Annotated in this window: 28 protein-coding genes; 16 read left to right on the top strand and 12 right to left on the bottom strand. The window is 63.9% G+C overall.

All coding sequences use genetic code 11. The features are described 5' to 3' along the window. Window positions 1-8: 8 nt before the first annotated feature. The 9 genes from GWG65_RS11685 to GWG65_RS11645 all read right to left on the bottom strand — a co-directional run bounded on the left by GWG65_RS11685 (window position 9) and on the right by GWG65_RS11645 (window position 7,958). Window positions 9-986, bottom strand: a complete 978-nt coding sequence (locus tag GWG65_RS11685; protein WP_275195720.1) for a type II secretion system F family protein — start codon at window positions 984-986, stop codon at window positions 9-11. A gap of 16 nt (window positions 987-1,002) precedes the next feature. After that, window positions 1,003-2,466, bottom strand: a complete 1,464-nt coding sequence (locus tag GWG65_RS11680) for a CpaF family protein (protein WP_275195719.1) — start codon at window positions 2,464-2,466, stop codon at window positions 1,003-1,005. A 21-nt stretch (window positions 2,467-2,487) separates the two neighbouring features. Then, entirely contained in the window at window positions 2,488-3,756 is a 1,269-nt protein-coding gene (locus GWG65_RS11675) for an AAA family ATPase (RefSeq protein ID WP_275195718.1), read from the bottom strand. Continuing rightward, window positions 3,753-4,487, bottom strand: a complete 735-nt coding sequence (locus GWG65_RS11670; RefSeq protein WP_275195717.1) for a CpaD family pilus assembly protein — start codon at window positions 4,485-4,487, stop codon at window positions 3,753-3,755. Before GWG65_RS11670 ends, GWG65_RS11675 begins: the two co-directional genes overlap by 4 nt. A 20-nt stretch (window positions 4,488-4,507) precedes the next feature. Further along, window positions 4,508-5,998, bottom strand: coding sequence for a type II and III secretion system protein family protein (locus tag GWG65_RS11665; RefSeq protein WP_275195716.1), 1,491 nt, complete (start codon window positions 5,996-5,998; stop codon window positions 4,508-4,510). Continuing rightward, window positions 5,995-6,798, bottom strand: coding sequence for a Flp pilus assembly protein CpaB (cpaB, locus tag GWG65_RS11660; protein WP_275195715.1), 804 nt, complete (start codon window positions 6,796-6,798; stop codon window positions 5,995-5,997). Before cpaB ends, GWG65_RS11665 begins: the two co-directional genes overlap by 4 nt. Window positions 6,799-6,926: 128 nt before the next feature. Further along, on the bottom strand, window positions 6,927-7,451 hold the full coding sequence (locus GWG65_RS11655; protein WP_275195714.1) for a prepilin peptidase: 525 nt from the start codon (window positions 7,449-7,451) through the stop codon (window positions 6,927-6,929). 125 nt (window positions 7,452-7,576) lie between these two features. Continuing rightward, window positions 7,577-7,717: a hypothetical protein gene (locus tag GWG65_RS11650; RefSeq protein WP_275195750.1), complete on the bottom strand. Its 141-nt coding sequence runs from the start codon at window positions 7,715-7,717 to the stop codon at window positions 7,577-7,579. Window positions 7,718-7,793: 76 nt separating this feature from the next. After that, window positions 7,794-7,958, bottom strand: coding sequence for a Flp family type IVb pilin (locus GWG65_RS11645; protein WP_275195713.1), 165 nt, complete (start codon window positions 7,956-7,958; stop codon window positions 7,794-7,796). A gap of 266 nt (window positions 7,959-8,224) precedes the next feature. Between GWG65_RS11645 and GWG65_RS11640 the strand changes: the two genes are divergently transcribed. Continuing rightward, window positions 8,225-9,052, top strand: coding sequence for a sterol desaturase family protein (locus tag GWG65_RS11640; RefSeq protein WP_275195712.1), 828 nt, complete (start codon window positions 8,225-8,227; stop codon window positions 9,050-9,052). 162 nt (window positions 9,053-9,214) lie between these two features. Beyond that, complete coding sequence (locus tag GWG65_RS11635; protein WP_275195711.1) at window positions 9,215-9,709, top strand: pilus assembly protein N-terminal domain-containing protein; 495 nt, start codon at window positions 9,215-9,217, stop codon at window positions 9,707-9,709. 164 nt (window positions 9,710-9,873) lie between these two features. Here GWG65_RS11635 and GWG65_RS11630 read toward each other — a convergent pair whose 3' ends face one another. The 3 genes from GWG65_RS11630 to GWG65_RS11620 form a co-directional block, all read right to left on the bottom strand. Then, window positions 9,874-10,086: a cold-shock protein gene (locus GWG65_RS11630; RefSeq protein WP_007599788.1), complete on the bottom strand. Its 213-nt coding sequence runs from the start codon at window positions 10,084-10,086 to the stop codon at window positions 9,874-9,876. 268 nt (window positions 10,087-10,354) lie between these two features. Further along, window positions 10,355-10,639 (bottom strand): translation initiation factor IF-1, encoded by a 285-nt coding sequence (gene infA, locus GWG65_RS11625; protein WP_275195710.1) that lies wholly within the window; start codon window positions 10,637-10,639, stop codon window positions 10,355-10,357. Between the two features lie 24 nt (window positions 10,640-10,663). Continuing rightward, window positions 10,664-12,232: a DEAD/DEAH box helicase gene (locus GWG65_RS11620; RefSeq protein ID WP_275195709.1), complete on the bottom strand. Its 1,569-nt coding sequence runs from the start codon at window positions 12,230-12,232 to the stop codon at window positions 10,664-10,666. Window positions 12,233-12,737: 505 nt separating this feature from the next. Here GWG65_RS11620 and urtA point away from each other — a divergent pair. From urtA to ureG, 14 genes are all read left to right on the top strand, one after another. Further along, entirely contained in the window at window positions 12,738-14,060 is a 1,323-nt protein-coding gene (gene urtA / locus GWG65_RS11615; protein WP_275195708.1) for an urea ABC transporter substrate-binding protein, read from the top strand. A 144-nt stretch (window positions 14,061-14,204) separates the two neighbouring features. Continuing rightward, window positions 14,205-15,815, top strand: a complete 1,611-nt coding sequence (gene urtB / locus GWG65_RS11610; protein ID WP_275195707.1) for an urea ABC transporter permease subunit UrtB — start codon at window positions 14,205-14,207, stop codon at window positions 15,813-15,815. Then, a complete protein-coding gene (urtC, locus tag GWG65_RS11605) occupies window positions 15,812-16,981 on the top strand; it encodes an urea ABC transporter permease subunit UrtC (RefSeq protein ID WP_275195706.1) in 1,170 nt (389 codons plus the stop codon). Before urtB ends, urtC begins: the two co-directional genes overlap by 4 nt. A gap of 5 nt (window positions 16,982-16,986) precedes the next feature. Next, window positions 16,987-17,748 carry an urea ABC transporter ATP-binding protein UrtD gene (gene urtD / locus GWG65_RS11600; RefSeq protein ID WP_275195705.1) on the top strand — a complete coding sequence of 254 codons (762 nt, stop codon included), beginning with the start codon at window positions 16,987-16,989 and terminating at the stop codon, window positions 17,746-17,748. A gap of 3 nt (window positions 17,749-17,751) precedes the next feature. Then, window positions 17,752-18,447: an urea ABC transporter ATP-binding subunit UrtE gene (gene urtE / locus GWG65_RS11595; RefSeq protein ID WP_275195704.1), complete on the top strand. Its 696-nt coding sequence runs from the start codon at window positions 17,752-17,754 to the stop codon at window positions 18,445-18,447. A gap of 50 nt (window positions 18,448-18,497) precedes the next feature. Next, entirely contained in the window at window positions 18,498-19,343 is an 846-nt protein-coding gene (locus GWG65_RS11590; RefSeq protein ID WP_275195703.1) for an urease accessory protein UreD, read from the top strand. Between the two features lie 40 nt (window positions 19,344-19,383). Further along, the gene (locus GWG65_RS11585; RefSeq protein ID WP_195802235.1) at window positions 19,384-19,686 is read left to right on the top strand and encodes an urease subunit gamma; all 303 of its coding nucleotides are present in this window, start codon (window positions 19,384-19,386) and stop codon (window positions 19,684-19,686) included. 9 nt (window positions 19,687-19,695) lie between these two features. Next, entirely contained in the window at window positions 19,696-20,001 is a 306-nt protein-coding gene (locus tag GWG65_RS11580) for an urease subunit beta (protein ID WP_247388141.1), read from the top strand. A 57-nt stretch (window positions 20,002-20,058) separates the two neighbouring features. Beyond that, complete coding sequence (locus GWG65_RS11575; protein ID WP_275195702.1) at window positions 20,059-20,598, top strand: HD domain-containing protein; 540 nt, start codon at window positions 20,059-20,061, stop codon at window positions 20,596-20,598. 37 nt (window positions 20,599-20,635) lie between these two features. Then, window positions 20,636-22,351, top strand: coding sequence for an urease subunit alpha (ureC, locus tag GWG65_RS11570; protein ID WP_275195701.1), 1,716 nt, complete (start codon window positions 20,636-20,638; stop codon window positions 22,349-22,351). A 129-nt stretch (window positions 22,352-22,480) separates the two neighbouring features. Further along, window positions 22,481-22,780, top strand: coding sequence for a putative quinol monooxygenase (locus GWG65_RS11565; protein WP_035998129.1), 300 nt, complete (start codon window positions 22,481-22,483; stop codon window positions 22,778-22,780). A 12-nt stretch (window positions 22,781-22,792) separates the two neighbouring features. Beyond that, on the top strand, window positions 22,793-23,392 hold the full coding sequence (gene ureE, locus GWG65_RS11560; RefSeq protein ID WP_275195700.1) for an urease accessory protein UreE: 600 nt from the start codon (window positions 22,793-22,795) through the stop codon (window positions 23,390-23,392). Next, window positions 23,373-24,101: an urease accessory protein UreF gene (locus GWG65_RS11555; protein WP_275195748.1), complete on the top strand. Its 729-nt coding sequence runs from the start codon at window positions 23,373-23,375 to the stop codon at window positions 24,099-24,101. Before ureE ends, GWG65_RS11555 begins: the two co-directional genes overlap by 20 nt. A 161-nt stretch (window positions 24,102-24,262) precedes the next feature. Beyond that, window positions 24,263-24,886, top strand: coding sequence for an urease accessory protein UreG (gene ureG / locus GWG65_RS11550; protein WP_275195699.1), 624 nt, complete (start codon window positions 24,263-24,265; stop codon window positions 24,884-24,886). Window positions 24,887-25,127 lie beyond the last annotated feature (241 nt).

The raw sequence follows: 25,127 nt of genomic DNA, 5'->3' as shown, positions 1-25,127 counted from the left end.
CGGCACCGTCAGAAATCGAAGTTGATCATCTTCTTCATCACCATGATGCCGATCGACATCCAGACGACGCAGCCGACCAGCATGAGCTGGCCGGTGGGATGGGTCCACAGCAGCGAGATGTATTGTGGCGTCGAGAGATAGACGAGGAACATCACGATCGGCGGCAGCGATCCGATGATGCCGGCCGATGCCTTGGCTTCCATCGACATCGCCTGGATCTTTTCCTTCATCTTCTTGCGGTCGCGCAGCACCTTGGAGAGGTTGCCGAGGGCTTCGGAGAGGTTGCCGCCGGACTTCTGCTGGATCGAGATGACGATGCCGAAGAAGTTGGCTTCCGGCAGCGGCATGCGGTCATAGAGCCGCGAGCAGGCCTCGCCGAGCGGCATGCCGATCGCCTGGGTCTCGATGATCGCGAGGAATTCGCTGCGCAGCGGTTCCGGCGAATCGGCAGCGACGACCTTGATCGATTCGAACAGCGGCAGTCCCGCCTTGATGCCGCGGACGATCACGTCGACCGCGTCGGGCAGTGCTTTCAGGAATTTGTTTTCGCGACGCTTCTTCAGGAAGCCGAGCGCCCACCGCGGCAGGCCGAACCCGCCGGCAAAGGCGAGGCCCCCGGCGCCGAGCAGGCCGCCCCCGACGAACAGGGCGGCAGCGAACAGCGCGCCCGCCACGACGGCGGATACGATCCAGAATTTCTGCGGCGTCCAGTCGAGTCCTGCCTGCGACAGGCGGACGCTGAGCGGAACGCTTTTTTCCTGCTGGCGCCGCGCCTCGAGATCCTTGAGCGACGTCTCGACCTGCTCACGGCGCGATCGCTGGGTCTTTTCGGTCTGCTTGGCTGCGGGCGCGTCGGCACGCGCGATCGAGGCGCGGCGGCTTTCCGCCTTTCGCTCGCCGGACAGCAACGGATAAAGGAAGACCCAGCCGATGCCGCCGACGGCGGCGGTGGCGAGGAAGGCGAGAGCGAGGACCTGCATGTTCATGATCGTGCTGACCTGCTCATGTCTTCGGCGCCACTTCCGCCGCGTCGAGCGCGGCGGCAAGGCGCTTCTCGTCGCCGTAATAGCGGGCGCGTTCCCAGAACTTCGGGCGGCCGATGCCGGTCGAGCGATGCCGGCCGATGATCTTGCCGTTGGCGTCCTCGCCGATCATGTCGTAGAGGAAGATGTCCTGGGTGATGATGGTGTCGCCCTCCATTCCCATCACCTCGGTGATGTGGGTGATGCGGCGCGAACCGTCGCGCAGGCGCGCGGCCTGGACGATGACGTCGATCGAGGCGCAGATCATCTCGCGGATGGTCCGCGAAGGCAGCGAAAAGCCGCCCATCGTGATCATGGATTCGCAGCGCGACAGCGCCTCGCGCGGGTTGTTGGCGTGCAGCGTCCCCATCGAGCCATCGTGGCCGGTGTTCATGGCCTGCAGCAGGTCGAACGCCTCGGGGCCGCGGACTTCGCCGACGATGATGCGTTCAGGACGCATACGCAGGCAGTTGCGCACCAGCTCGCGCATGGTGACCTGGCCTTCGCCTTCAATGTTGGGCGGGCGGGTTTCGAGCCGCACCACGTGGGGCTGCTGCAGCTGCAGTTCGGCCGCGTCCTCGCAGGTGATGACGCGCTCGTCGTGCTCGATGTAGTTGGTCAGACAGTTGAGCAGAGTGGTCTTGCCCGAGCCGGTACCGCCGGAGATCAGCACGTTGCAGCGGACGCGGCCGATGATCTGCAGGATTTCCGCGCCTTCCGGCGAGATTGCGCCGAACTTGACCAGCTGATCCAGCGTCAGCTTGTCCTTCTTGAATTTGCGGATGGTGAGCGTCGGCCCGTCGATCGACAGCGGCGGCACGATGGCGTTGACGCGGGAGCCGTCGGCGAGGCGGGCGTCGCAGATCGGAGAGGATTCGTCGACGCGCCGGCCGACCTGGCTGACGATGCGCTGGCAGATGTTGAGGAGCTGCTGGTTGTCGCGGAAGCGGATGCCCGTACGCTGAATCTTGCCGGCGACCTCGATATAGACGGTGTTGGCGCCGTTGACCATGATGTCGGCGATGTCGTCGCGCGACAACAGCGGCTCGAGCGGGCCGTAGCCGAGAACGTCGTTGCAGATGTCGTCGAGCAGCTCTTCCTGCTCGGCGATCGACATCACGATATTCTTGATCGCGATGATCTCGTTGACGATGTCGCGGATTTCCTCGCGCGCCGACTCGGAATCCAGCTTGGCGAGCTGGGCGAGGTCGATGGCCTCGATCAGCGCGCCGAAGATGGTCGCCTTGACCTCGTAGTAATTGTCCGAGCGGCGGCTCTCCATGGCCGGCGCGGGCCTGGCGGGGGCGAGCGGCGGCGAGGCAACGGCCGGCGGGTGCGGCGCGCGCGACACTGCGGGCGCCGGAGCCGGGGAAGGCTCTGGCGACGCGGCGCCGGGCTTCGGGGCCCGAGGGTCGGTGTCTGTTCCGCTACGCTTACCGAACACTTAACAACTCCTTGCGGCGGCTTATTTTCCCCGCAACTTCTCAATCAGGGGTGAAAGGAAGGACGACTTTTGCTTCTTGGTTTCGCTACGGCCGGTCAGGCGCTGCGCGATCTGAAGAAACATCTCGATCGATTTGTGATTGGCGGAGATCTCCGCGATCATCTGACCGTTATTGGCCGCCGAACCGAATATTTGCGGCTCGAACGGAATCGAGACGACCGGCTGGCTCTCGATCGCCTTGGCAAACTCGGCTGCAGCGATCTCCGGCCGCTTCGGCACACCGACCTGGTTCAGGCAGTAGAGCGGCGGCCGGTCGTTGGGGCGCGAGGCCTTCAGGAGATCGAACAGGTTCTTGGTGTTGCGCAGGTTGGCCAGATCAGGCGCCGCCACGATCAGGATATCGTCCGCCCCGATCAGGGCGCGCTTGGTCCAGCCGGACCACTGGTGGGGAATGTCGAGCACGATGCAGGGCATGGTCGCGCGCAGCGTGTCGAACACGGAGTCGAAGGCGTCGGTGCCGAAATCATAGACCCGGTCGAGCGTCGCCGGCGCCGCCAGGAGGCTGAGGTGGTCGGTGCACTTCGACAGCAGGCGGTCGATGAAGGCGGTATCGACGCGGTCGGGCGAGAACACGGCGTCCGCAATGCCTTGCGGCGGATCCTGATTGTAGTCGAGCCCGGCGGTGCCGAAGGCTAGGTCGAGATCGGCGACCACCGCGTCCATCGCAAGGTCGCGCGCGATTGCCCAGGCGACGTTGTGGGACACGGTGGAGGAACCAACTCCGCCCTTGGCGCCGACGACGGCGATGATGCGTCCGACCGCTTTGGCTTCCGGCGCGGAGAACAGGTTGCAGATCGAGCGCACGACATCGATGGCGCCGACCGGCCCGAGCACGTAGTCGCTGACGCCGCGACGGACCAGCTCGCGGTAGAGCGTGACGTCGTTGATGCGGCCGATCACGACCACGCGGGTACCGGCGTCGCAGACGGTGGCAAGGTGGTCGAGGCCGGTCAGGAGGTCGTTGCGTCCGTCGCTCTCGAGCACGATCACGTTCGGCGTGGGCGCCGAGCGATAGGCTTCGATGGCAGCCGCCATACCGCCCATCTGGATCTTCAAATGGGCCTTGCCGAGACGGCGATCCTCGCCGGCCGACTGCACGGCGGCGGCGGTCTCCACGGTTTCGCAGAACGCCTGGACCGAGACGCGCGGCGCGGGCGCGATGTGCTCTTCGGCCGGCGGAAGCGGGGTTTCCGGCTGCTCTTCTTGAGTCTGGCGAGCGTAGCTGATCATTTGCCGGTGTCGCTGAGTTTGGCCTTGTCGGCCTCGGGATAGCTGATCGCCGTCGGAGTTCCCTTGCGATACTTCTCGAACGCGGTGGTGCGACGCGCCTGGTAGGAAGGTGCTTCAGACCGCGGTTGCTCGAGGTCCGAGGGATTGTCGACCATCGCCGCAAGATTGCGCTGATAGGCGCAGCCGAAATTGTAATATTGCTTGTTCTCGAACCAGCTCTTGTTCTTGATCGAGGGACCGATGTCCTCCGGCCACAGCCCGCAGGGGCCTGCAACCGCGGCGATCTTGGAATAGGTGAGCCGGATCGGCGGCAGGAAGCGCTTGTCTTCCGGCTGATAAGGGCGAACCGTGATGCCGCGCGGCGGAACGCCAGCCGCCGCCAGCATCGCCTGGATCTCACGCATGGTATCCGCCACCGGACGCGCGTTGGGCGTGCCCGACGGTACGTCGATATGGATGGCGCCGGTGCCTTCGTGCAGCCAGGTCGACGCCACGCCCATCACGTCGGCGCGCTGGGCGGCAGTCAACCCGCCGCGGGCATGTCCGACGAAGACGACGATCGAGCGGTTCTGCTCCTCGATCGCGATCGGGTGGCGCTGCTTGTAGTCGTCAGGAATGGAGGCGGTAGCGACCTCGTCGTGCTGGCAACCGCCGAGCGCGAGGGCGATACCGACGAGCGCGCCACCGAAACCGATGGCGCGTTTGCGAATCTGGGGTGGTCTTGTGGTCATAACGAAGTCCCCGTTCCGCCTCAATCGGTGATGAAGCCGTAGGTGCCGCGGTAATTCCGGCCCGGTTCGGTCCGGCCCGGCACGCCGTAGAGGCGGTTGATGTTGCCGAGCAGACCGGCCTGCGGGTCCGCGGGCGCCGCAAAGCCGTCATCCGGACGCGACAGATCCTTCTGCGCCACCGCGCGTACGACGTAGGGCGTGACGATCACGACCAACTCGGTCGTGTTGTTGACGAAGTCGCGGCTGCGGAACAGCGTGCCGAGGATCGGAAGCTGCATCATGCCGGGCAATCCGTTGACGGCCTGCTTGGTCTGCTCCTGGATCAGCCCGGCCATCGCCATCGCGCCGCCGGACGGAATCTCCAGCGAAGTTTCCGCGCGGCGGGTCTTGATCGAGGGCACGGTCAGCGAGTTCACCGAGCTCGACGTCACCGCCTGCGACAGCGTGATCGAGTTTTCGTTGGACAATTCGGACACTTCCGTCATCACCCGCAGGCTGATCTTGCCTTCGCTCAGCACCACGGGGGTGAAGTTGAGCGAGATGCCGAACTTCTTGAAGCTGATCTGAGTGGTACAGACATGCGTGGTGGGATCGCACGCATAGCCTGCCGGCACCGGGAATTCACCGCCGGCGATGAAGGTCGCCGACTCGCCAGAGATCGCGGTCAGGTTCGGCTCGGCCAGCGTGCGGATCACGCCGGCGGATTCCATCGCCCGGAGCGTCGCCTGCACCGACGGGGCCGCGCCGAACTTCGTGGTCAGATTGTTGCCGTCGACGAGGTTCTTGCCAAGGGCTGTAAACGGGTTGGAGTTGTTGAAGCTCACCACCGACGTGCCGTAGTTGAGGTTCGCGGAGAGGTCGATGCCGAGTTGCTTGATGATGCTGCGCGCGACTTCGGCGACCGTCACCTTCAGCATGACCTGGTCGCGGCCGCGGACCACGATCGAGTTCACCACCTTGTCGGCGCCGCCGGCGAGCCGCGCGGCGAGATCGTTGGCCTGCTGCGCTTCAAGCGGGTTCGCCGCCGAGCCGGTCAGGACGACGCCGTCGCCGAGGCCGTCGATCTGGATGTCGGAATTGGGCAGGACCTGCTTCAGTGCAGCCCGCACGCCGTTGAGATCGCGCTTGACCGCGATATCATAGGCCGCGATCTGCTGACCGGCGGAATCGAAGAACACGATGTTGGTCTGGCCGACCGAGGCGCCGATGATGTAGGCGCGCTGTGCCGAGCGGACCACCGCATTGGCGATCTTGGGATCGGCGACGAGCACGTCCTTGATGTCGCGCGGCAGGTCGATCACGATCGACTTCCCGACGCCGAGCGAGAGGAAGCGCGCGTTCATCTGGCCGTCGGCCGCGACCGGGGCCACGGGGCGGTAGTCGGCGGCGATGACCGGCACCAGCGCCGGATTGAGAGTCAGCGCGAGAGTGGCCGAAAACGACAGGCTGCGGACCAGGGAGGTTCGCATCGTCGACGATTTTGCCCCACGTTTCATATCGACTGCCCTCATCGTGCCTTCGCCGTCTGGCTGGGGACGCCGTAGCGAATGACCGAGATGCCGTCTCCGCGCTGCTTTTGCGTCTCGTCCAGCGCGTTGTCGCTCATCTTGACATCGGCAATGCTGCGCAACGCCAGTGACAGTGTGCCGCTCTGGCGGGCGGCGGAAAGGGTCGAGGTCTGCTGGGGATTGAGTTCGAGGGTGACGGTCTTGCCGACCACCGAGTTCTGACCGTCCTTCTCCTTCGGCGCCTGGTCGATGGCCAGCACGCGGATATTGACGAGGATGATCTCGGACGTGACGATGTCCGGGGCACCGGAGCTCTGGTCTGGATTCTTGAGGCGTCGGGTCAGGAGCACGTCGACGCGATCGTTGGGCAGGATGAAGCCGCCGGCGCCGGTCTCGGGAGAGATTTCGGTGGAGATGGCACGCATTCCGCTCGGAAGGATCGCGGCCATGAAGCCGGAGCCCTCGGCCTTGACCAGCTTCTGGTCGCGGATCGGCTCACCCTGAATGAAGGGGGCGCGCGCGATCGAGCCCGTGACCTGGGTCACGCCCTCGGGACGCTCGTTGCGACGGATGAAAGTGGAGCTGGCGGTTGCTGACGGCCAGGTCTGCCATTGCACGTCTTCCGGCTTGACGGTCTGACCGAGGCCGATGTCGTTCTTGGCCACCAGCACGTCGACGGTCGGAAGCTGCGCGACCGGCGCCGCCGGAGGCGGCGCAGAATTGTCCGAGCCGCTCGCCAGGTACGCGGCGACACCGCCGGCGCAGATGGCGACCGTCAGGACGACAATGCGTGCCCTATTCATACGCTCACTTTCCAACTAAACGCCGCGACGCTTCCGCCGCCGTAATCGGCAGTTGACCAGCTATTCGTCAAAGCATGGTTAATGAGGCGTATCTAAATCGCCTTAACGCCGGGTTGATCCCGGTGCGTTCAGCGCAGCGCGAGGTGAGCGAGGTCGATCGCTTTCACCCATTCGGTCTCCGGGTAGACCATCAGCGCGCTCAGCGCGAGCGCAATGCCGTAGGGAATGCCGCTCTCCTTGGCGTGCAGCCGGGCGAGCCAGGCCTGGCCCGCGAGCCCGTAGGGCAGCGGCCATTGCCGGAACTGGAGCAGGAGCAGCGTCAGCGCTCCGCCGAACAGCGAGGCGTAGAGCAGGAAGTTCATCAATTGCGCGAAGCCGAACCAGAGTGCGACGGAGGCCGCGACCTTCGCGTCGCCGCCGCCGACCCAGCCCATAGCAAAGCAGGTGAAGGCCACGACCAGGACAAGCGCGCCGGCGCCGACATGGCTCAGTATGTCGTAAGGTGCCATGCCACCGGCAATGGCGAGTGCGAAGAAGCCCGCGCCGAGCGCCAGCGACACGCGGTTCGAGATGGTCATCGTGAAGAGGTCGCTCGCGGCGGCAAATGCCATCAGGGCCGGAAACAGCAGAAGGCGCGCAAGGTCGAGGATCATGGGCTGCGTCTTGAGGCCTGGGTTTGTCGCCGGATCGGGGCGTCGCTAGCAATGCTAGTGGGCAGTGCTAAACAAACCGACAATGGCGACAGCAGCCCTGGGGGCGGAGCCCGCCGAGGGCGCTCTCACCAGAGGCTGGCAATGCGTGCGGCGAGCGCGACCATCGCAAGCAGCAGCGCAAGGCAGACCCAATATGTCGGCGAGTCGGTCCGCGCCGTGTCCGCCTGGCTTGCCGCAAATGCGGCATCGGTTCTGTACTTACGCAACGCCACTGGAACTCGCCGTGTCCGAAAACACAAAGGCCCCGGAGGTCCGGGGCTTTTGCCGTCGTGCGTCCGTCGCTTACTTCAGCGACGTGCTGATCGAGCCGAACTTGGTGTTCAGCGTGCTGCCGAGATTGTTGACGACGGTGATGATGGCCAGCGCGATGCCGGCGGCGATCAGGCCGTATTCGATGGCGGTGGCGCCGGACTCATCCTTCACGAAACGCGCGATCAGGTTGTTCATGAACTAAACTCCATCTGGGGTGGGGTCGCCTCATCGGCGCTATTGACGCGATGACCATGAGAGCCGAGCTCTTTCGGTAGAGTTAATTCAGCCCGGGAAACCCGGCGTCTGCGCGGTGCTTTTGGCCAGAGTGAATTTCGCCTTAAGACGGCAGTTGCAAATCGCTCGTGTTCGGAACGCGCTGCAGGTGCGCGGCGAACTTCACCCTCCCTTAAATCTAGCGGAGTAGGCCTAGAGGAGACCAGGAATTCGGAAGAGAGGCGACGATGTCGAGCCTACCCATGCAGGTCGCCCTGATGCTCGGCGAGACCATCGAGAAAGTGATCCCCATCACCTTCGGGCTGGCGGTGGTCTTCACGGTGCTCGAGCATTTCTGGGCCTGCAATCCTGGCGCGCCGTGGTGGCGGAAGCGGGAAATCATCACCGACATCTGCTATTGGTTCTTCGTTCCGGTGTTCGCCCGCACCATGCGGATCGGGCTCTTGATCGTCGGCGCAGGCGTCGTCTTCAATATCCACGACGCCGACGATCTCATCGCCTTCTACGACAATGGTCACGGGCCGCTGTCGCAACTGCCGCTCTGGGTGCAGGGCGTGCTGTTTGTGGTCCTGGCCGATTTCATGCTGTACTGGCTGCACCGGCTGTTTCACGGCGGCGGGTTCTGGAAGTACCACGCGATCCATCACTCCTCGGAGGAACTGGGCTGGATTTCGGCGGCCCGCTTCCATCCCGTCAATCTCATGCTTGGCACGATCGGTGTCGACGTCGTGTTGCTGATGGCCGGCATTTCCCCGAACGTCATGATCTGGGTCGGCCCGTTCACCACCTTCCACTCGGCCTTCGTGCACGCCAACCTGAACTGGACCTTCGGGCCGTTCAAATATTTGCTGGCGACGCCGGTGTTCCACCGGTGGCATCACACGTCGCTCGAAGTGGGCGGCGACACCAATTTCGCCGGAACGTTTCCGATCTGGGACATGATGTTCGGCACCTTCCGCATGCCGGCGGGTGAATTGCCGCAGGATTACGGCAAGGACGAAGCGACCATGCCGAAGGAGATTGCGGGCCAGCTCGCCTATCCATTCCGCCGCTAGGACCGGATTCGGGGCCTTGAGGCCGCAAAACGCCAGTCCGTTCAAACAATAGTCGGCGAATTTGCGGAACGTTCACGAATTGAGGGCAGGCTAGCCGTGTCGGGCGCCGGCTCCGCTTTCCGAATCGTTTCTGCCGGTTTGTGACGTCCCGGGAGTAAGTGTATGCGTAAAGAGTTGCTGCGCCGCCGTGCGCGCGTTTGCCTTCTGGTTGCGGCCGCAGTGCTGGCGTCGCCAGCCGCGGGCCAAGCCGAGTCCACCGCCGAAGCCATCGCCGTCAATGTCGACCAGGCCAAGCTGGTGCGGCTGCCCGGCAAGGTGGCGACCATTGTGGTCGGCAATCCCCTGATCGCTGACGTCACGCTCCAGCCCGGCGGCATGATCGTCGTGACCGGGAAGGGCTATGGCGCGACCAATTTCGTCGCGCTGGACCGCGGCGGTGAGATTCTGGTCGATCGCCAGATCCAGGTCGAAGGTCCGAGCGACCGGCTCGTCACCGTCTATCGCGGGATCGAGCGCGAGTCCTATAGCTGTATGCCGATCTGCCAGCGCCGCGTGACGCTCGGCGATAGCGATGCGTATTTCAACAACACGATGAACCAGGCCGGTACGTTGAGCAGCAACGCCAGCAACGGCGGCACAGCCGCCAAGACCAACTAGCAAGACCAACTAGCAAGACCAACTAGCAAGACGAACTAGCAAGACGAACTAAACTAGCAAGAGCGCGGCCGCTCGTTCCGACATGAAAAAGGCCGTGCATTGCGCACGGCCTTTTCCTTTGGCTTGTTCGCTCGATCCGATCCGGCTCGAAGGCCGGGGCTGGCTCAGCCGGCGGAGCGAAGATTGTCGGCGGCCGACTTGCCGGACCGGCGATCGGCCACGATCTCGTACGAGATCTTCTGGCCTTCGCGCAGCGTGCCGAGGCCTGCGCGCTCGACGGCGCTGATGTGTACGAACACGTCCTGGCCGCCGTCGTCGGGCTGAATGAAGCCAAAGCCCTTGGTCGCGTTAAACCACTTCACGGTTCCCATGCTCACGGGGGTAGTTCCTTCTCAGATAACACAATGTAAGAGCCTGCTCGCGCAGGCAGGTTAGATCGAATTTTTGGAAGGGTCGTCAGCGTGTCTGAACCGGCTGTACCGGTGGATGCCAATGTCGTCCGGCCGAAAATCGATAAGTTGATTTTATTGGAATCAAGGCGCCAAAACAATCCTGCGCGCACGATTTTTTGATCCGCCGCGGTTTGCGCGGCGGATCAGCATGCAGGTCAGCATTTTAGTTCCGCGCTTGCGTCGGATCGATCGCTTAGCGTCGGCGGAACTGGCCGCCCGCCCCGCGCCGCGGCGGTCCACCGGCCGTGGAGGGACGTTCGTCCTTGTGACGGAAAATCAGCCGGCCCTTCTCGAGGTCGTAGGGCGACATCTCCACCGTTACGCGGTCACCCGCCAGCGTCTTGATGCGGTTCTTCTTCATCTTGCCGGCGGTGTAGGCGACGATCTCGTGCCCAGCGTCGAGCTGCACACGGTAGCGCGCGTCGGGGAGGATTTCAGTGACCAGTCCTTCGAACTGGATCAGCTCTTCCTTAGCCATGAATTACTCCAGGTCGATGGTCGGCTAATTCGAATATGGTTTGCGGGTCGGTTGGCCCATCGGCCGACTCTCGCGGCGCAAAAAGGCCACGCCTTGTATCCCATCAGGCTTGCCTGCGCTATGCGCCGAACGCTGTTCCGGTCGGTCGGTTGACGATGAGTGCATCTTTCCACCGGACTGGCGGCGGCGAGATCCCTTGGCGGTGTTCTGGCCGCCGCCGGGCCGTCCGTCAACATGCCGGCCTTCACCGTGCCGACCTTCGCCGGGCCTTCCGTCGCCCTGCTTGCCGGCGCTATGCCGTCCGTCGCTGCGTCTTTCGTCGGCGCGTCGGCCCTCGCCGTTGCGTCCCTCACCATGCCTTGCGCCTTGGGGACGCTGGCCCGGGCGGCCCGGGCGTCCCTGCCGCTGCTGTGAGGGGGCTGGGCCCGCATCGTTGCGCCCTGCGTCCGTGCGGTGATCCTCCCGCGGCAGCGCCACGCGGATCAGCCGCTCGATATCGCGGAGATAACCGAGTTCCTCACCGCCTGCGACCAGCGAGATCGCGGTGCCCTCGGCGCCAGCGCGCGCCGTGCGGCCGATGCGGTGAACATAGGTCTCGGGCACGTTCGGTATGTCGAAATTGATGACGTGGGTAATGCCATCGACGTCGATGCCGCGGGCGGCGATGTCGGTGGCGACCAGGGTGCGGATCTCGCCGGAGCGGAACTGCGCCAGCGTCCGCTCGCGATGGTTCTGCGACTTGTTGCCATGGATGGCGCTGGCGGCGATGCCGGCCCTCTCGAGCGTCTTCACCACCTTATCGGCGCCGTGCTTGGTACGGGTGAAGACCAGTGCGCGGTTGATCGGCTCGTCCTTCAGGAGCTTGGTCAGGACGGCGGGCTTGGCCGAGAAGTCGACCTGGATGATGCGCTGGTTGATCCGCTCGGCCGTCGAGGACACCGGGGTGACCGCAACGCGGGCGGGGTCACGCAGCATCGCGTCCGCGAGTTCGGCGATGTCCTTGGGCATTGTGGCCGAGAAGAACAGCGTTTGCCGCTTGATCGGCAGCTTGGCGACGATTTTGCGGATGTCGTTGATGAAGCCCATGTCGAGCATGCGGTCGGCTTCGTCGAGCACCAGGAATTCGACGCTCGAAAGCTTAAGTCCGTTGCTCTGCACGAGATCGAGCAGGCGGCCGGGGGTCGCGACCAGCACGTCGACGCCCGGCATGAGCGCGCGGACCTGGCGCCCCATCGGCACGCCGCCGATTGCGAGCGTCGAGGCAAGGCGAACGTGCCGGCCATAGGCGTTGAAGCTGTCGAGGATCTGGCCGGACAGTTCGCGCGTCGGCGAGAGCACCAGCACCCGGCAGGTCTTGGGCTGCGGCTTGATGCGATTCTCGAGCAGGCGGTGCAGGATCGGCAGCGCGAAGGACGCGGTCTTGCCGGTTCCGGTCTGGGCGATACCGACCACGTCCCGGCCGGTCAATGCCAGCGGGATGGTCTGGGCCTGGATGGGGGTGGGCGTAACGTACTTCTCTTCGGTGAGAGCACGCGAAATGGGTTCGGCGAGGCCGAAATCCTGAAACGAAGTCAAAAGGTGGGTTCTTTCCATGTCAAAAGCGGGCGCCCGGCGCAGTCTGCGGGGCACGCGCAAGAGGGTGTCGAGAGGACACCTGCGTGTTTGGGGTGTCGGATGGGCTTGATGGGATGGGGCAAGCCAAACGCCCGTAAGGGCCTAAGAACACGCGGCTCGCAACGACCGCTTGATTCGCAAGAGGTCTCCCGCACCATATGGAACATCCAGGGGGCGTTTTCAAGGCGGGCCAGCACCGAATGGCGATTGCGGTGCGGAAATAGCTATGCCGGAAATTTAGACAGAAGCGCAATTCTGCCCAGAAAATAGACTGTTTGCCACATTAGCATACATTTTATTCGCCCAATTTCTGAGCAAGTGGAGTGCGGCGAAACTTTGATTTCGAACAAATAATCAAATTACATCAATGGCTTGATTGGCATTCAGCCCATGGCATGGTTCTTGCGATTCCGTTAATCGCAGGCGGCCGTGGGGCCGTTTCGCAGCGTCTTTTTCACGTCTGCGTCAGGGAGATGATACAATCATGCTTACCAAATCCACTCACGATATAGCGGCGTCATTTAGCCGCCGCGGCGTGCTCGCCGCGACCGCCGGACTGATGCTCGGTCTGGCTTCATTGACCGGCGCGAAGGCCGCCGACGACACCATCAAGGTCGGTGTCCTCCATTCTCTCTCCGGCACCATGGCCATCAGTGAAACCACGCTGAAGGACACCATCCTCTTCCTGATCGACGAACAGAACAAGAAGGGCGGCGTGAACGGCAAGAAGCTCGAGGCCGTCGTCGTCGACCCTGCCTCGAACTGGCCGCTGTTCGCCGAAAAGGCGCGCGAGCTGATCACCAAGGACAAGGTCGCGGTCGTGTTCGGCTGCTGGACCTCGGTGTCGCGCAAGTCCGTGCTGCCGGTGTTCAAGGAGCTGAACAGCATCCTGTTCTACCCCGTGCAGTACGAGGGTGAGGAAAGCGAGCGCAACGTGTTCTACACGGGTGCCGCGCCGAACCAGCAGGCGATCCCGGCCGTCGACTACCTGATGAAGGAAGAGAAGGTGAAGCGCTGGGTGCTCGCGGGCACCGACTACGTCTATCCGCGCACCACCAACAAGATCCTGGAAGCCTATCTGAAGTCGAAGGGTGTCGCCCAGGAAGACATCATGATCAACTACACCCCGTTCGGTCACTCCGACTGGCAGACGATCGTGGCCGACATCAAGAAGTTCGGCTCGGCCGGCAAGAAGACCGCGGTGGTCTCGACCATCAACGGCGACGCCAACGTTCCCTTCTACAAGGAGCTCGGCAACCAGGGCATCAAGGCCAAGGACATCCCGGTCGTCGCGTTCTCCGTGGGTGAGGAAGAACTCGCCGGCATCGACACCAAGCCGCTGCTTGGCCATCTCGCCGCCTGGAACTACTTCCAGTCGATCAAGTCGCCGGAGAACGAGAAGTTCATCAAGGCGTGGCAGACCTACACCAAGAATCCGAAGCGCGTGACCAACGATCCGATGGAAGCGCACGTGATCGGCTTCGACATGTGGGTCAAGGCGGTCGAGAAGGTGAAGTCGACCGATCCCGACAAGGTCATCGACGCTCTCCCGGGCATCGAAGCCAAGAACCTGACCGGCGGCACCTCCAAGATGCTTCCGAATCACCACATCACCAAGCCGGTGTTCATCGGCGAGATCAAGGCGAACGGTCAGTTCGACGTGGTCTGGAAGACGCCTGGCCTCGTTGCTGGCGACGCCTGGTCGAAGGAGCTCGACGGCTCCAAGGATCTGATCGGCGACTGGGTCGGCAAGAAGTGCGGCAACTTCAACACCAAAACCAACAAGTGCCTCGGTTCGGGTTCTTGATCCAAGGACTCCCGATCGAAGGGCTCCTGATCCAGGGGCTCCCGATCCAAGAACTCCCGATCGAAGCCTGACGGCCAACTGCACCACCGGAGAAGGCGGCGATCCCGCCGCCTTCTCCACATATTTCTGCCGGGGTCATTCACAGTGCCAGCCAATTTGTCCGCCCGTCTCTGTTCGCTTGCGCTTTCGTTGTTCCTGATCGTGTTCGCGCTGCCGGCCTTCGCCGGTCCGTTCGAGGATGCGGTTTCCAAATTCGCCAACGACGATTTCTCCGACACGGAAGAGGCGATCGGCGCGGTCGCGAGCAGCGGCAATCCGTTGGCCTACCCCATTATCAGTGCGCTCCAGGACGGCCGCCTGATGGCCGATCCGGACAGCAAGAAGGTTTACGTCACCGGCGCCGACGGCAAGTCGATCGATGCCGCGACTGGCCAGCCGGTGGCCAGCGTTCCCGACAGTGCGAGCGCGGTCCGTCTCAACAATCGTCTGCGCCGCAGCGTCGACGCCGCGATCGGTGGTCTGACGCTGATGTCGCCGGACCTCGGAATGCGCCTGCAGGCCGCACAATCGGTCTTCAAGTCGCATGAGGAGACCGCGCTCGACGCGGTCGAAGGCGCGCTCGCCAAGGAAACCAACAGATCTGTCAAGGCCACGCTGGGCGACGCGCGTGCCGCCATCCTGCTGTACAAGTCCGACGCCACCGAAGTGCAGAAGCTCGAGGCGGTCGCCACCATCAAGGCGCGCGGCGACCAGGAAGCGCTCGCTCTGCTCACCGGCATCGGCAGCGATCAGCCCGCCTCGGTGACGAAAGCCGCCGCGAGCGCAATCGGCTCGATCCAGAGCTCGCTGGCGGTCTGGTCCATGGTGCAGAATGCCTGGTACGGCCTCTCGCTCGGCTCCGTGCTGCTGCTCGCGGCGATCGGCCTTGCCATCACCTTCGGCGTGATGGGCGTCATCAACATGGCGCATGGCGAGATGGTGATGATCGGGGCCTACACCACCTTCGTGGTGCAGGAGGTGATCCGCACCCGTTATCCCGGCCTGTTCGACTATTCGCTGCTGATCGCCGTGCCGCTCGCCTTCCTCGTCGCCGGCGCCCTCGGCGTCGTGATCGAGCGCAGCATCATCCGTTTTCTCTATGGCCGTCCGCTGGAGACGCTGCTTGCGACCTGGGGCCTGTCGCTGGTGTTGCAACAGGCCGTGCGCACCATGTTTGGTCCGACCAACCGCGAGGTCGGCAATCCCTCCTGGATGAGCGGCGCCTTCGAGCTCGGCCAGATCACCATCACCTATAACCGGCTCTGGATCCTCTGCTTCACGCTCGCGGTGTTCGCGATCCTGCTCGCGATGCTGCGCTATACCGCGCTTGGCCTCGAGATGCGCGCGGTGACGCAGAACCGCCGCATGGCGGCCTCGATGGGCATCGCCACCTCGCGCGTCGACGCCCTGACTTTTGGCCTCGGCTCCGGCATTGCCGGCATCGCCGGCGTGGCGCTGTCGCAGATCGACAATGTCAGCCCCAATCTCGGCCAGAGCTACATCATCGACAGTTTCATGGTCGTGGTGTTCGGCGGCGTCGGCAATCTCTGGGGCACGCTGGTCGGCGCCTTCACGCTCGGCATCGCCAACAAGTTCCTGGAGCCGGTCGCCGGCGCCGTGCTCGGCAAGATCGCCATCCTGGTTCTGATCATCCTGTTCATTCAAAAGCGCCCGCGCGGCCTGTTCGCGCTCAAGGGGCGGGCGGTGGAAGCATGACGCCGCATATGCTGACGCGATCGTTGGACCGCAGCGCAACCATCTTTCTGCTGGTCGTGGCCGCGTTGGGGGTGTTGATCCCGCTTTCCAACCTGCTGCTGCCTGCCGGCTCGTTCCTGCAAGTGCCGACCTATCTCGTCGCGCTCTGGGGCAAATACGTCTGCTACGCCATCCTCGCGCTCTCGATCGACCTGATCTGGGGCTATTGCGGCATCCTTTCGCTCGGCCACGGCGCCTTCTTCGCGCTCGGCGGCTACGCGATGGGCATGTACCTGATGCGGCAGATCGGCACCCGCGGCGTCTACGGCAATCCGGTCCTGCCCGACTTCATGGTGTTCCTGAACTACTCGAAGCTGCCCTGGTACTGGTACGGCTTCGACATGTTTTGGTTCGCGGCGCTGATGGTGCTGGTCGTGCCGGGCCTGCTCGCGTTCTGCTTCGGCTGGCTCGCCTTCCGCTCACGCGTCACCGGCGTCTATTTGTCGATCATCACCCAGGCGATGACCTATGCGTTGTTGCTCGCGTTCTTCCGCAACGATTTCGGCTTCGGCGGCAACAACGGCCTGACCGATTTCAAGGACATTCTGGGCTTCAATGTCCAGGCGGAGGGCACCCGCGCCGCGCTGTTCGCACTCAGCTGCCTGGCGCTGATCGCCGCCTTCCTGATCTGCCGCGCGATCGTCTCCTCCAAGCTCGGCAAGGTGCTGATCGCGGTGCGTGACGCGGAATCGCGCACGCGCTTCCTCGGTTACCGCGTCGAATCCTACAAGCTGTTCGTGTTCACGGTGTCGGCCTGCATGGCCGGCGTCGCCGGCGCGCTCTACGTGCCGCAGGTCGGCATCATCAATCCATCCGAATTCGCGCCGGGCAATTCGATCGAGGCGGTGATCTGGGTCGCGGTCGGCGGCCGCGGCACGCTGGTCGGCGCCGCGCTGGGCGCCGTCGTCGTCAACTACGCCAAGACGTTCTTCACCTCCGGCATGCTCGCGCCGTACTGGCTGTTCATGCTGGGTGCCATGTTCATCCTGGTGACGCTGCTGCTGCCCAAGGGAATCGTCGGCACCTTCAACGCCTGGCGGGAATCGTCGAGTGAAAGACGCCCGGCCGAGGCCGCCAGGAGCGCCGCAGCCGAGGACGGCGTCACCGAACCGAAGATGGCGGAGTAGGCGCAATGAACGTCATGGACACCCGCGCGACCTCCGCGATGCTCTATCTCGACGGCGTGCACGTCTCGTTCGACGGCTTCCACGCCATCAACAACCTCTCGCTGACGCTCGAGCCCGGCGAGATGCGCGCCATCATCGGCCCCAACGGCGCCGGCAAGACTACGATGATGGACATCATCACCGGCAAGACCAAGCCCGACGAGGGCACGGTGTTGTTCGACGGCGTCACCGACCTGACGCGGCTGGACGAGACCCGCATCGCCGAGCTTGGCATCGGCCGCAAATTCCAGAAGCCGACCGTGTTCGAGAGCCAGACCGTGCAGGACAATCTGCTGCTCGCGCTCAATGTCGATCATAGCGTCAAGGGCACGCTGTTCTGGCGCGGCAGCAAGGCGGAATCGGAGCGCATTGACAAGGTTCTGGAGACGATCCGTCTTACCGAGGCGCGAGGCCGCCTCGCCGGCAGCCTCAGCCACGGCCAGAAGCAATGGCTCGAGATCGGCATGCTGCTGGCGCAGGATCCGAAGCTTCTTCTGGTCGACGAGCCCGTCGCCGGCATGACTGACGTTGAGACCCATCTCACCGCCGAGCTGCTCAAGGAAATCAACAAGACCCACACCGTGATGGTCGTGGAGCACGACATGACGTTCGTGCGCGAGCTCGGCGTCAAGGTCACCTGCCTGCACGAAGGCTCCGTGCTCGCCGAGGGCACCATCGATCAGGTCTCGTCGAACGAGCGGGTCATCGAAGTATATTTGGGGCGCTGAGCGATGCTTGAGGTCAAGGACATCAACCTGTTCTACGGCGCGGCACAGGCGCTGCGCGGCGTCTCGATCGCGGCCGAGCCCGGCAAGGTCACGTGCGTGCTCGGACGCAACGGGGTGGGCAAGACCTCACTCTTGCGCGCCATGGTCGGTCAGTATCCGGTCTCGTCGGGCGCGATCGTGTTCGACGGTGACGACATCACCTCGCTCAAGCCCTATGAGCGGGCCCGCAAGGGCATCGGTTTCGTGCCGCAGGGCCGCGAGATTTTTCCACTGCTGACGGTCGAGGAGAACCTCAAGACCGGCTTCGGTCCGCTCAAGCGCCAGGACAAGCATATCCCCGACGATGTGTTCTCGCTATTCCCGGTGCTGCAATCCATGCTCGGCCGACGCGGCGGCGACCTCTCCGGCGGCCAGCAGCAGCAGCTCGCGATCGGGCGCGCACTGGTGATGCGGCCGAAGCTGCTCCTGCTCGACGAGCCGACCGAGGGCATCCAGCCCTCGATCATCAAGGATATCGGCCGCGCGATCTCCTACTTGCGCAACCTCGGCAGCATCGCCATCGTGCTGGTCGAACAATATCTCGACTTTGCCTGCGAACTCGGCGACAGTTTCGCGGTGATGGATCGTGGCGCGGTGAAATTCACCTGCGACCGCACCAATCTCGACGCGGGCGAGATCAGTCGCCAAATGGCGCTGTAAGCCAGGAAACCGTAGGCCAGACATCCTGCCGCGACCGGCTGGGGAGGCGGATGCGCAGCGAACTATCAGCCAATTTATCTGACTTCGAGACTTCGGTATTCGAGGCGAATCGTGCCCGCGGCGCGGTGCGGTTCGACGTGCACGCGCGCCACGGCATAACGCGACGCGGCGTCGTGCATGAATCGGGCTCGCTGCGCGTGCGCTTTCCCTCGCCGGAAGATGAAGGACTGTCCGGCATGTTCGTCAACACGGCCGGGGGCGTCGCCGGTGGTGATCGCTTCGACGTAGAGATCGCAGCGGCCGACGCAGCGCGCCTGACCCTGACCACGGCGGCTGCGGAAAAGGTCTATCGCGCGCCGGGCCCGGCGGCGCAGCTCAGTATCGCATTGAAGGTCGGCGCCGGCGCGCATCTGTCCTGGCTGCCGCAGGAGACGATTCTGTTCGACCGGGCCCGCGTACGACGCCGCTTCGACATCGACCTCGACGCGGCCGCCTCGCTCCTGCTGTGCGAGATCGTGGTGTTCGGGCGCACCGCCATGGGCGAGCGGATGGAGCAGGGCGAGTTCGTCGATCGCTGGCGGTTGCGCCGTGGCGGTAAGCTCGTCTTCGCCGAGACCGTCCGGCTCGACGGCAATATCGGCGCAAAGCTCGCACGATCGGCGGTGGCCAAGGGCGGCGCGGCGATCGGCACGACGCTGATCGTTCCCGGCGACGAGGCGCTGGTCGAACGAATCCGCGAGGCCTCGGAATCCTTTGCCGGCGAGGTCGGGATATCCGCCTGGAATGGATTTGCAATGGCGCGGTTCTGTGCCCAAGATGCAGCCGCGTTGCGAGCCGACATGATGGCCGTGCTGGCGCGCAGCGGCGCGGTCCTGCCGCGGCTCTGGCTGAATTGACGGCTGGCTGAATTGATGTGTTGAACGGAAGAGATTTCGCATGAACCTGTCTCCCCGCGAAAAGGACAAGCTTCTGATCTCGATGGCGGCGATCGTAGCGCGCCGCAGGCTCGATCGCGGCGTGAAGCTCAACCATCCCGAGGCGATCGCGATCATCTCCGATTTCATTCTCGAAGGTGCGCGCGACGGCCGCACCGTCGCCGAACTGATGCAGGCCGGCGCGCAGGTGCTCACCCGCGACCAGGTGATGCCGGGCATTCCCGAAATGATCCACGACATCCAGGTCGAAGCAACGTTTCCGGACGGGACCAAGCTCGTCACCGTGCACGAGCCGATCAGGTAGGAGCAAAACATGATTCCCGGCGAACTCTTCATCCAGGACGGCGAGATCGAGCTCAATGCCGGCCGCAAGACCGTGACGCTGACGGTCGCCAACACCGGCGACCGACCGATCCAGGTCGGCTCGCACTACCATTTCTTCGAGACCAACCCAGCCCTGAAGTTCGACCGCAAAAAATCCCGCGGCATGCGCCTCGATATCGCCGCCGGCACCGCCGTCCGCTTCGAACCCGGCCAGACCCGCGACGTCCAGCTCGTCGCCGTGGCCGGCAAGAAGACCATCTACGGCTTTCGCGGCGACGTGATGGGGAAGCTGTGATCTCCACAGGAACGAGCGCGGCACGGCACGGTTGAGACGAAAACGGAGGTCTTTGCGATGCTCTCACCCGTCCGCCTCATCTCTGAAGCTGCCGAACTCGCCGCGCACCGTCACAACGGCATGTCGCGCAAGGGGCGCGGCAAGGAGCCCTACATCAACCATCTCGCCGAGGTGGCGAACCTGCTCGCAACCGCGACCGATGGTACCGATGCCGAGCTGGTCGCGGCCGGCTGGTTGCACGATTCGATCGAAGACACCGACACCACGCGCGAAGAGCTCGCGCAGAAATTCTCCGAGCGTGTCGCGTCGCTCGTCGCCGAGTGCACGGACGATGTGAGCCTGCCGAAGCCAGAGCGCCGGCGCCGGCAGGTGATCGATGCGCCAAAGAAGTCGACCGGGGCAAAGCTGATCAAGATCGCCGACAAGATCAGCAATATCGGCGCGCGCATTCATTCCGATCCGACCGCCGAGGAGCGCGACGATCTCGCCGATTATGCCGATTGGGCCGAGCAGGTCGTCGCCGGTTGCCGCGGCGGCAACCCATGGCTCGACACGACATTCGATACCACGGTGCTCACAGCAAGGGCTTCGCTGTGAGCACCAATCCAACATTCAACCGCAAACGGGGCTTGTGATGTCCGTCAAGATCAAACGTTCCGTCTATGCCGACATGTTCGGCCCCACCACCGGCGACAAGGTGCGGCTTGCCGACACCGACCTCATCATCGAGGTCGAGAAGGATTTCACCACTTACGGCGAGGAGGTGAAGTTCGGCGGCGGCAAGGTGATCCGCGACGGCATGGGGCAGTCGCAGGTCACCAACCGGCAGGGCGCGGCAGATACCGTCATCACCAATGCCCTCATCGTGGATCACTGGGGCATCGTGAAGGCCGACGTCGCCATCAAGGATGGCATGATCGCCGGGATCGGCAAGGCCGGCAATCCCGACATCCAGCCGGGCGTCACCATCATTATCGGCCCCGGTACCGATGTGATCGCGGGCGAAGGCAAGATCCTCACCGCCGGCGGCTTCGACAGCCACATTCATTTCATCTGCCCGCAGCAAATCGAGCACGCGCTGATGTCGGGCGTCACCTCTATGCTGGGCGGCGGCACCGGTCCGTCGCACGGCACCTTTGCCACGACCTGCACGCCCGGGCCGTGGCACATGGGGCGGATGATCCAGTCGTTCGATGCCTTCCCGGTCAATCTCGGCATTTCCGGCAAGGGCAACGCCTCGCGGCCCGCGGCGCTGATCGAGATGATCAAGGCCGGCGCCTGCGCGCTGAAGCTGCACGAGGACTGGGGCACCACGCCGGCTGCGATCGACAACTGCCTGTCGGTCGCCGACGACTACGACATCCAGGTGATGATCCACACCGACACGCTGAACGAATCGGGCTTCGTCGAGGATACCATCAAGGCGTTCAAGGGCCGCACCATCCACGCCTTCCATACCGAGGGCGCCGGCGGCGGGCATGCCCCTGACATCATCAAGGTCGCCGGCCTCAAGAACGTGCTGCCATCCTCGACCAATCCGACGCGGCCGTTCACGCGTAACACCATCGACGAGCATCTGGACATGCTGATGGTGTGCCACCACCTCGATCCCTCGATCGCGGAGGATCTGGCGTTTGCCGAAAGTCGCATCCGCAAGGAAACCATCGCCGCCGAAGACATTCTGCACGATCTCGGCGCGCTCTCGATGATGTCCTCGGACTCCCAGGCCATGGGCCGGCTCGGCGAGGTCATCATCCGCACCTGGCAGACCGCCGACAAGATGAAGAAGCAGCGCGGGGCGCTGCCGCAGGACAAGGGCAAGGACAACGACAATTTCCGCGTCAAGCGATACATCGCCAAGTACACGATCAATCCCGCGATCGCCCATGGCGTGTCGAAACTGATCGGCTCGGTGGAGAAGGGCAAGCTCGCCGACCTCGTGCTGTGGTCGCCGGCCTTCTTCGGCGTCAAGCCGGACTGCATCGTCAAGGGCGGCTCGATCGTCGCCGCGCCCATGGGCGATCCCAACGCCTCGATTCCGACGCCGCAGCCGGTGCACTATCAGCCGATGTTCGGCGCCTTCGGCAAGGCGCGCACGGCGTCCTCGGTGGTGTTCACCTCGAAGGCCGCAGTCACCGGCGGTCTTGCACGGAAGCTCGGCATCGACAAGAAGCTCTATGCGGTCCAGAACACCCGCGGAAAGATCTCGAAGAAGAGCATGATCCACAACGACGCCACGCCCAACATCGAGGTCGATCCTGAGACCTACGAGGTGCGCGCCGACGGCGAACTGCTCACTTGCGCGCCGGCCGAGGTGCTGCCGATGGCTCAGCGGTATTTCATGTACTGAGAATAGCGCCTCAACGCATGTCCCCGGCCGTGGCTCCAGGGGCCGATTTTACGGTTTTGCGTTCGATCCCGCCTGGTCTAATGTCCCGCCCGGTATCTTACCTCAGAAGAAAAGCCGGGAGGATTTCTCGTGATCTATGTCGTTGCCACTTTGACCATCAAGCCCGAGACGCGCGCCGAATTCATTGCAGCCGCCACCGCCTGCATCAAGGAGACTCGGAAAGAACCAGGCAATATCGCCTATGATTTGCACGAGAGCGTCACTGATCCGGCCAAGATGGTGTTCGTCGAGCAGTGGGAAAACATGGAGGCGCTAGGGCCGCATCGCGCTGCCGAGCACATGAAGACGTTCGGCCGCGTGGCGGTGAAATGCTTCACGGCACCGCCGAAGATCGAATACATCACGCCCGAGAAGGTCGAGACACGGTAACAGGGTAAAAGCATGATCCGGGCGACACAGGTCAAGGGACAGCACCGCTTTGCGGAAGCGCCGGCGGATACCGTCGTGCTCGATTTTGACGATCGGCACCGCCGCCGCATGGCGATGACGGGCACCCGCGGCCTTGAGTTTTTGCTCGACCTGGAAAACGCCGTCGCGCTGCGGGGTGGCGATGCGCTGGTGCTGGAGGATGGGCGGCTGGTCGAAGTGGTTGCCGCCCCGGAGCCGCTGCTCGAGATCCGCGGCCACGATCCGCACCACCTCATCCGCGTCGGCTGGCATCTCGGCAATCGCCATTTGCCGACCCAGATCATGGCCAAGGGCCTGCGCATCCGCCGCGATCATGTCATCGAGGCCATGGTGAAGGGGCTCGGCGCCCGTGTCATCGAGATCGAGGCTCCGTTCGATCCCGAAGGCGGTGCCTACGCCGATGCCGGTCACGCGCACGGCCACGACGACCACGCCCATCACGATCACGGCCATGACCGCCACGATCACGATCATGCCGGGCATGACCATGGGCACGATCATCATCACCACGACGAGCATTGCGACCACCCCGACCATCACCACGGCGATAGCCATGTTCATGACCACAAATGAGCCGACCGGCGCCGGCCGCCTCGCCGAGCGCGAGGCGGCGGCGCTGTACCGGCTGATGACGTGGCTGTCGCCGGCGTTCCCTGTCGGCGGCTTCTCGTACTCGAGCGGCATCGAATGGGCGGTCGAGGCGGGCGACATCGTCGACACCGCCTCTTTGGCCGACTGGCTCGATACGATGCTGGGCGACGGCTCCGGCTTTTGTGACGCGACGTTTCTGGTCCATGCCTACCGGGCCGCGGATGCGGGCGAGGAGGCCTCCTTGCGCGATATCGCCGAGCTCGCTGCCGCCTTCGTGCCGTCACGCGAGCGGCAACTCGAGACGACCTCGCAGGGACGCGCCTTCATCGACATCACGCGGGCGGCCTGGGATGCCGACGGACTGGATGCCATGGTCGCGGTATGCAGCACGCCGCTGATTTATCCCGTCGCCGTCGGCGTGGTCGCCGCGATGCATGGCGTGCCGCTGGCCCCGACGCTGCACGCCTTCCTGCATGCGCTGGTCTCGAACTGGATCTCGGCGGCAAGCCGGCTCATTCCGCTCGGTCAGACCGACAGCCAGCGCGTTCTGGTGACGTTGGAAGCTGCCGTCGGCGCGACCGCAAATCGTGCGCTGGTTGCGTCGTTGGACGATCTCGGCAGCGCAACGTTTCGCGCCGATCTCGCCAGCCTGCGGCACGAGACGCAGTATACGCGGCTGTTCCGGTCATGAGCGCGATGCGCTTCACTCCGTCGTCCCGGCGAAGGCCGGGACCCATAACCACTAATCTTCGTGGGTATGAAGGGATGCGGCCACAGCCCGCCTCATCAATAGACTTCGGTGGCTATGGGTCCCGGCCTTCGCCGGGACGACGATAGGAAAGAGCGCGCTACATGTCGAAATCTCACGGCCCCTTGCGTGTCGGTGTCGGCGGTCCCGTCGGATCGGGCAAGACCGCGCTGATGGACCTGCTCTGCAAGACCATGCGCGATCGCTACGACATCGCCGCGATCACCAACGACATCTACACCAAATGGGATGCGGAATTCCTGGTGCGCTCGGGCTCGCTGACGCCTGACCGCATCGCCGGGGTCGAGACCGGCGGCTGCCCTCATACCGCGATCCGCGAGGATGCTTCGATGAACCTGGCCGCGGTGGCGGACATGCGCGCGAAATTTCCCGGGCTCGACCTCGTTCTGATCGAGTCCGGCGGCGACAATCTCGCTGCCACTTTTTCCCCGGAGCTTGCCGACCTCACGATCTACGTCATCGACGTGGCGGCCGGCGACAAGATCCCCTCCAAGGGCGGCCCCGGCATCACCCGGTCCGACCTTCTGGTTATCAACAAGATCGACCTTGCGCCCCATGTCGGCGCCTCCCTGGAGAAGATGGAGACAGATGCCAAGCGCATGCGCGGCACGCGTCCCTTTGTCATGACCAATCTCAAAAAGAGCGAAGGGCTCGACCGCATCGTCGGCTTCATCGAAGCCAAAGGCGGACTGCACCGGGCGGGCTGACCAGCGCGACGACATAGCGCAGGCTTTTCCGCCGTTAACGCCTGGGGCAAAAGCTGCAAACAATGGAACAAATTCCCGGCACCGCGATTGACTACCTTCGGTGCCCCGGGGGCAAGCCGTCTGACCACATGAGCGGCCGGACGGATTAAGCTTTTCAGGCGACCCAAGTTGCGTACTGATGCCTCCTCCTTCATTATCCCGGTCACTGGGGTCCACTCTGTTCCGGCACATGGCCGTTCGA

It is taken from the genome of Bradyrhizobium sp. CSA207 (genome assembly GCF_029051685.1).
Classification (GTDB): domain Bacteria; phylum Pseudomonadota; class Alphaproteobacteria; order Rhizobiales; family Xanthobacteraceae; genus Bradyrhizobium.
The sequence above is the reverse complement of the archived record's forward strand: the minus strand, read 5'-3'. Positions and strand labels throughout refer to the sequence as shown.

Bases quoted from the DNA above. Each gene is read 5' to 3' on its own strand.
- GWG65_RS11575 (WP_275195702.1), top strand. From the start codon at position 20,059: ATGCTCTCACCCGTCCGCCTCATCTCTGAAGCTGCCGAACTCGCCGCG.
- urtC (WP_275195706.1), top strand. From the start codon at position 15,812: ATGACGCCGCATATGCTGACGCGATCGTTGGACCGCAGCGCAACCATC.
- ureC (WP_275195701.1), top strand. From the start codon at position 20,636: ATGTCCGTCAAGATCAAACGTTCCGTCTATGCCGACATGTTCGGCCCC.
- GWG65_RS11620 (WP_275195709.1), bottom strand. From the start codon at position 12,232: ATGGAAAGAACCCACCTTTTGACTTCGTTTCAGGATTTCGGCCTCGCC.
- GWG65_RS11675 (WP_275195718.1), bottom strand. From the start codon at position 3,756: ATGATCAGCTACGCTCGCCAGACTCAAGAAGAGCAGCCGGAAACCCCG.
- urtE (WP_275195704.1), top strand. From the start codon at position 17,752: ATGCTTGAGGTCAAGGACATCAACCTGTTCTACGGCGCGGCACAGGCG.
- GWG65_RS11585 (WP_195802235.1), top strand. From the start codon at position 19,384: ATGAACCTGTCTCCCCGCGAAAAGGACAAGCTTCTGATCTCGATGGCG.
- GWG65_RS11640 (WP_275195712.1), top strand. From the start codon at position 8,225: ATGTCGAGCCTACCCATGCAGGTCGCCCTGATGCTCGGCGAGACCATC.
- ureE (WP_275195700.1), top strand. From the start codon at position 22,793: ATGATCCGGGCGACACAGGTCAAGGGACAGCACCGCTTTGCGGAAGCG.
- urtD (WP_275195705.1), top strand. From the start codon at position 16,987: ATGAACGTCATGGACACCCGCGCGACCTCCGCGATGCTCTATCTCGAC.
- GWG65_RS11555 (WP_275195748.1), top strand. From the start codon at position 23,373: ATGTTCATGACCACAAATGAGCCGACCGGCGCCGGCCGCCTCGCCGAG.
- GWG65_RS11685 (WP_275195720.1), bottom strand. From the start codon at position 986: ATGAACATGCAGGTCCTCGCTCTCGCCTTCCTCGCCACCGCCGCCGTC.
- GWG65_RS11655 (WP_275195714.1), bottom strand. From the start codon at position 7,451: ATGATCCTCGACCTTGCGCGCCTTCTGCTGTTTCCGGCCCTGATGGCA.
- GWG65_RS11645 (WP_275195713.1), bottom strand. From the start codon at position 7,958: ATGAACAACCTGATCGCGCGTTTCGTGAAGGATGAGTCCGGCGCCACC.
- GWG65_RS11665 (WP_275195716.1), bottom strand. From the start codon at position 5,998: ATGAGGGCAGTCGATATGAAACGTGGGGCAAAATCGTCGACGATGCGA.
- GWG65_RS11580 (WP_247388141.1), top strand. From the start codon at position 19,696: ATGATTCCCGGCGAACTCTTCATCCAGGACGGCGAGATCGAGCTCAAT.
- GWG65_RS11590 (WP_275195703.1), top strand. From the start codon at position 18,498: ATGCGCAGCGAACTATCAGCCAATTTATCTGACTTCGAGACTTCGGTA.
- GWG65_RS11670 (WP_275195717.1), bottom strand. From the start codon at position 4,487: ATGACCACAAGACCACCCCAGATTCGCAAACGCGCCATCGGTTTCGGT.
- urtA (WP_275195708.1), top strand. From the start codon at position 12,738: ATGCTTACCAAATCCACTCACGATATAGCGGCGTCATTTAGCCGCCGC.
- ureG (WP_275195699.1), top strand. From the start codon at position 24,263: ATGTCGAAATCTCACGGCCCCTTGCGTGTCGGTGTCGGCGGTCCCGTC.
- cpaB (WP_275195715.1), bottom strand. From the start codon at position 6,798: ATGAATAGGGCACGCATTGTCGTCCTGACGGTCGCCATCTGCGCCGGC.
- infA (WP_275195710.1), bottom strand. From the start codon at position 10,639: ATGGCTAAGGAAGAGCTGATCCAGTTCGAAGGACTGGTCACTGAAATC.
- GWG65_RS11635 (WP_275195711.1), top strand. From the start codon at position 9,215: ATGCGTAAAGAGTTGCTGCGCCGCCGTGCGCGCGTTTGCCTTCTGGTT.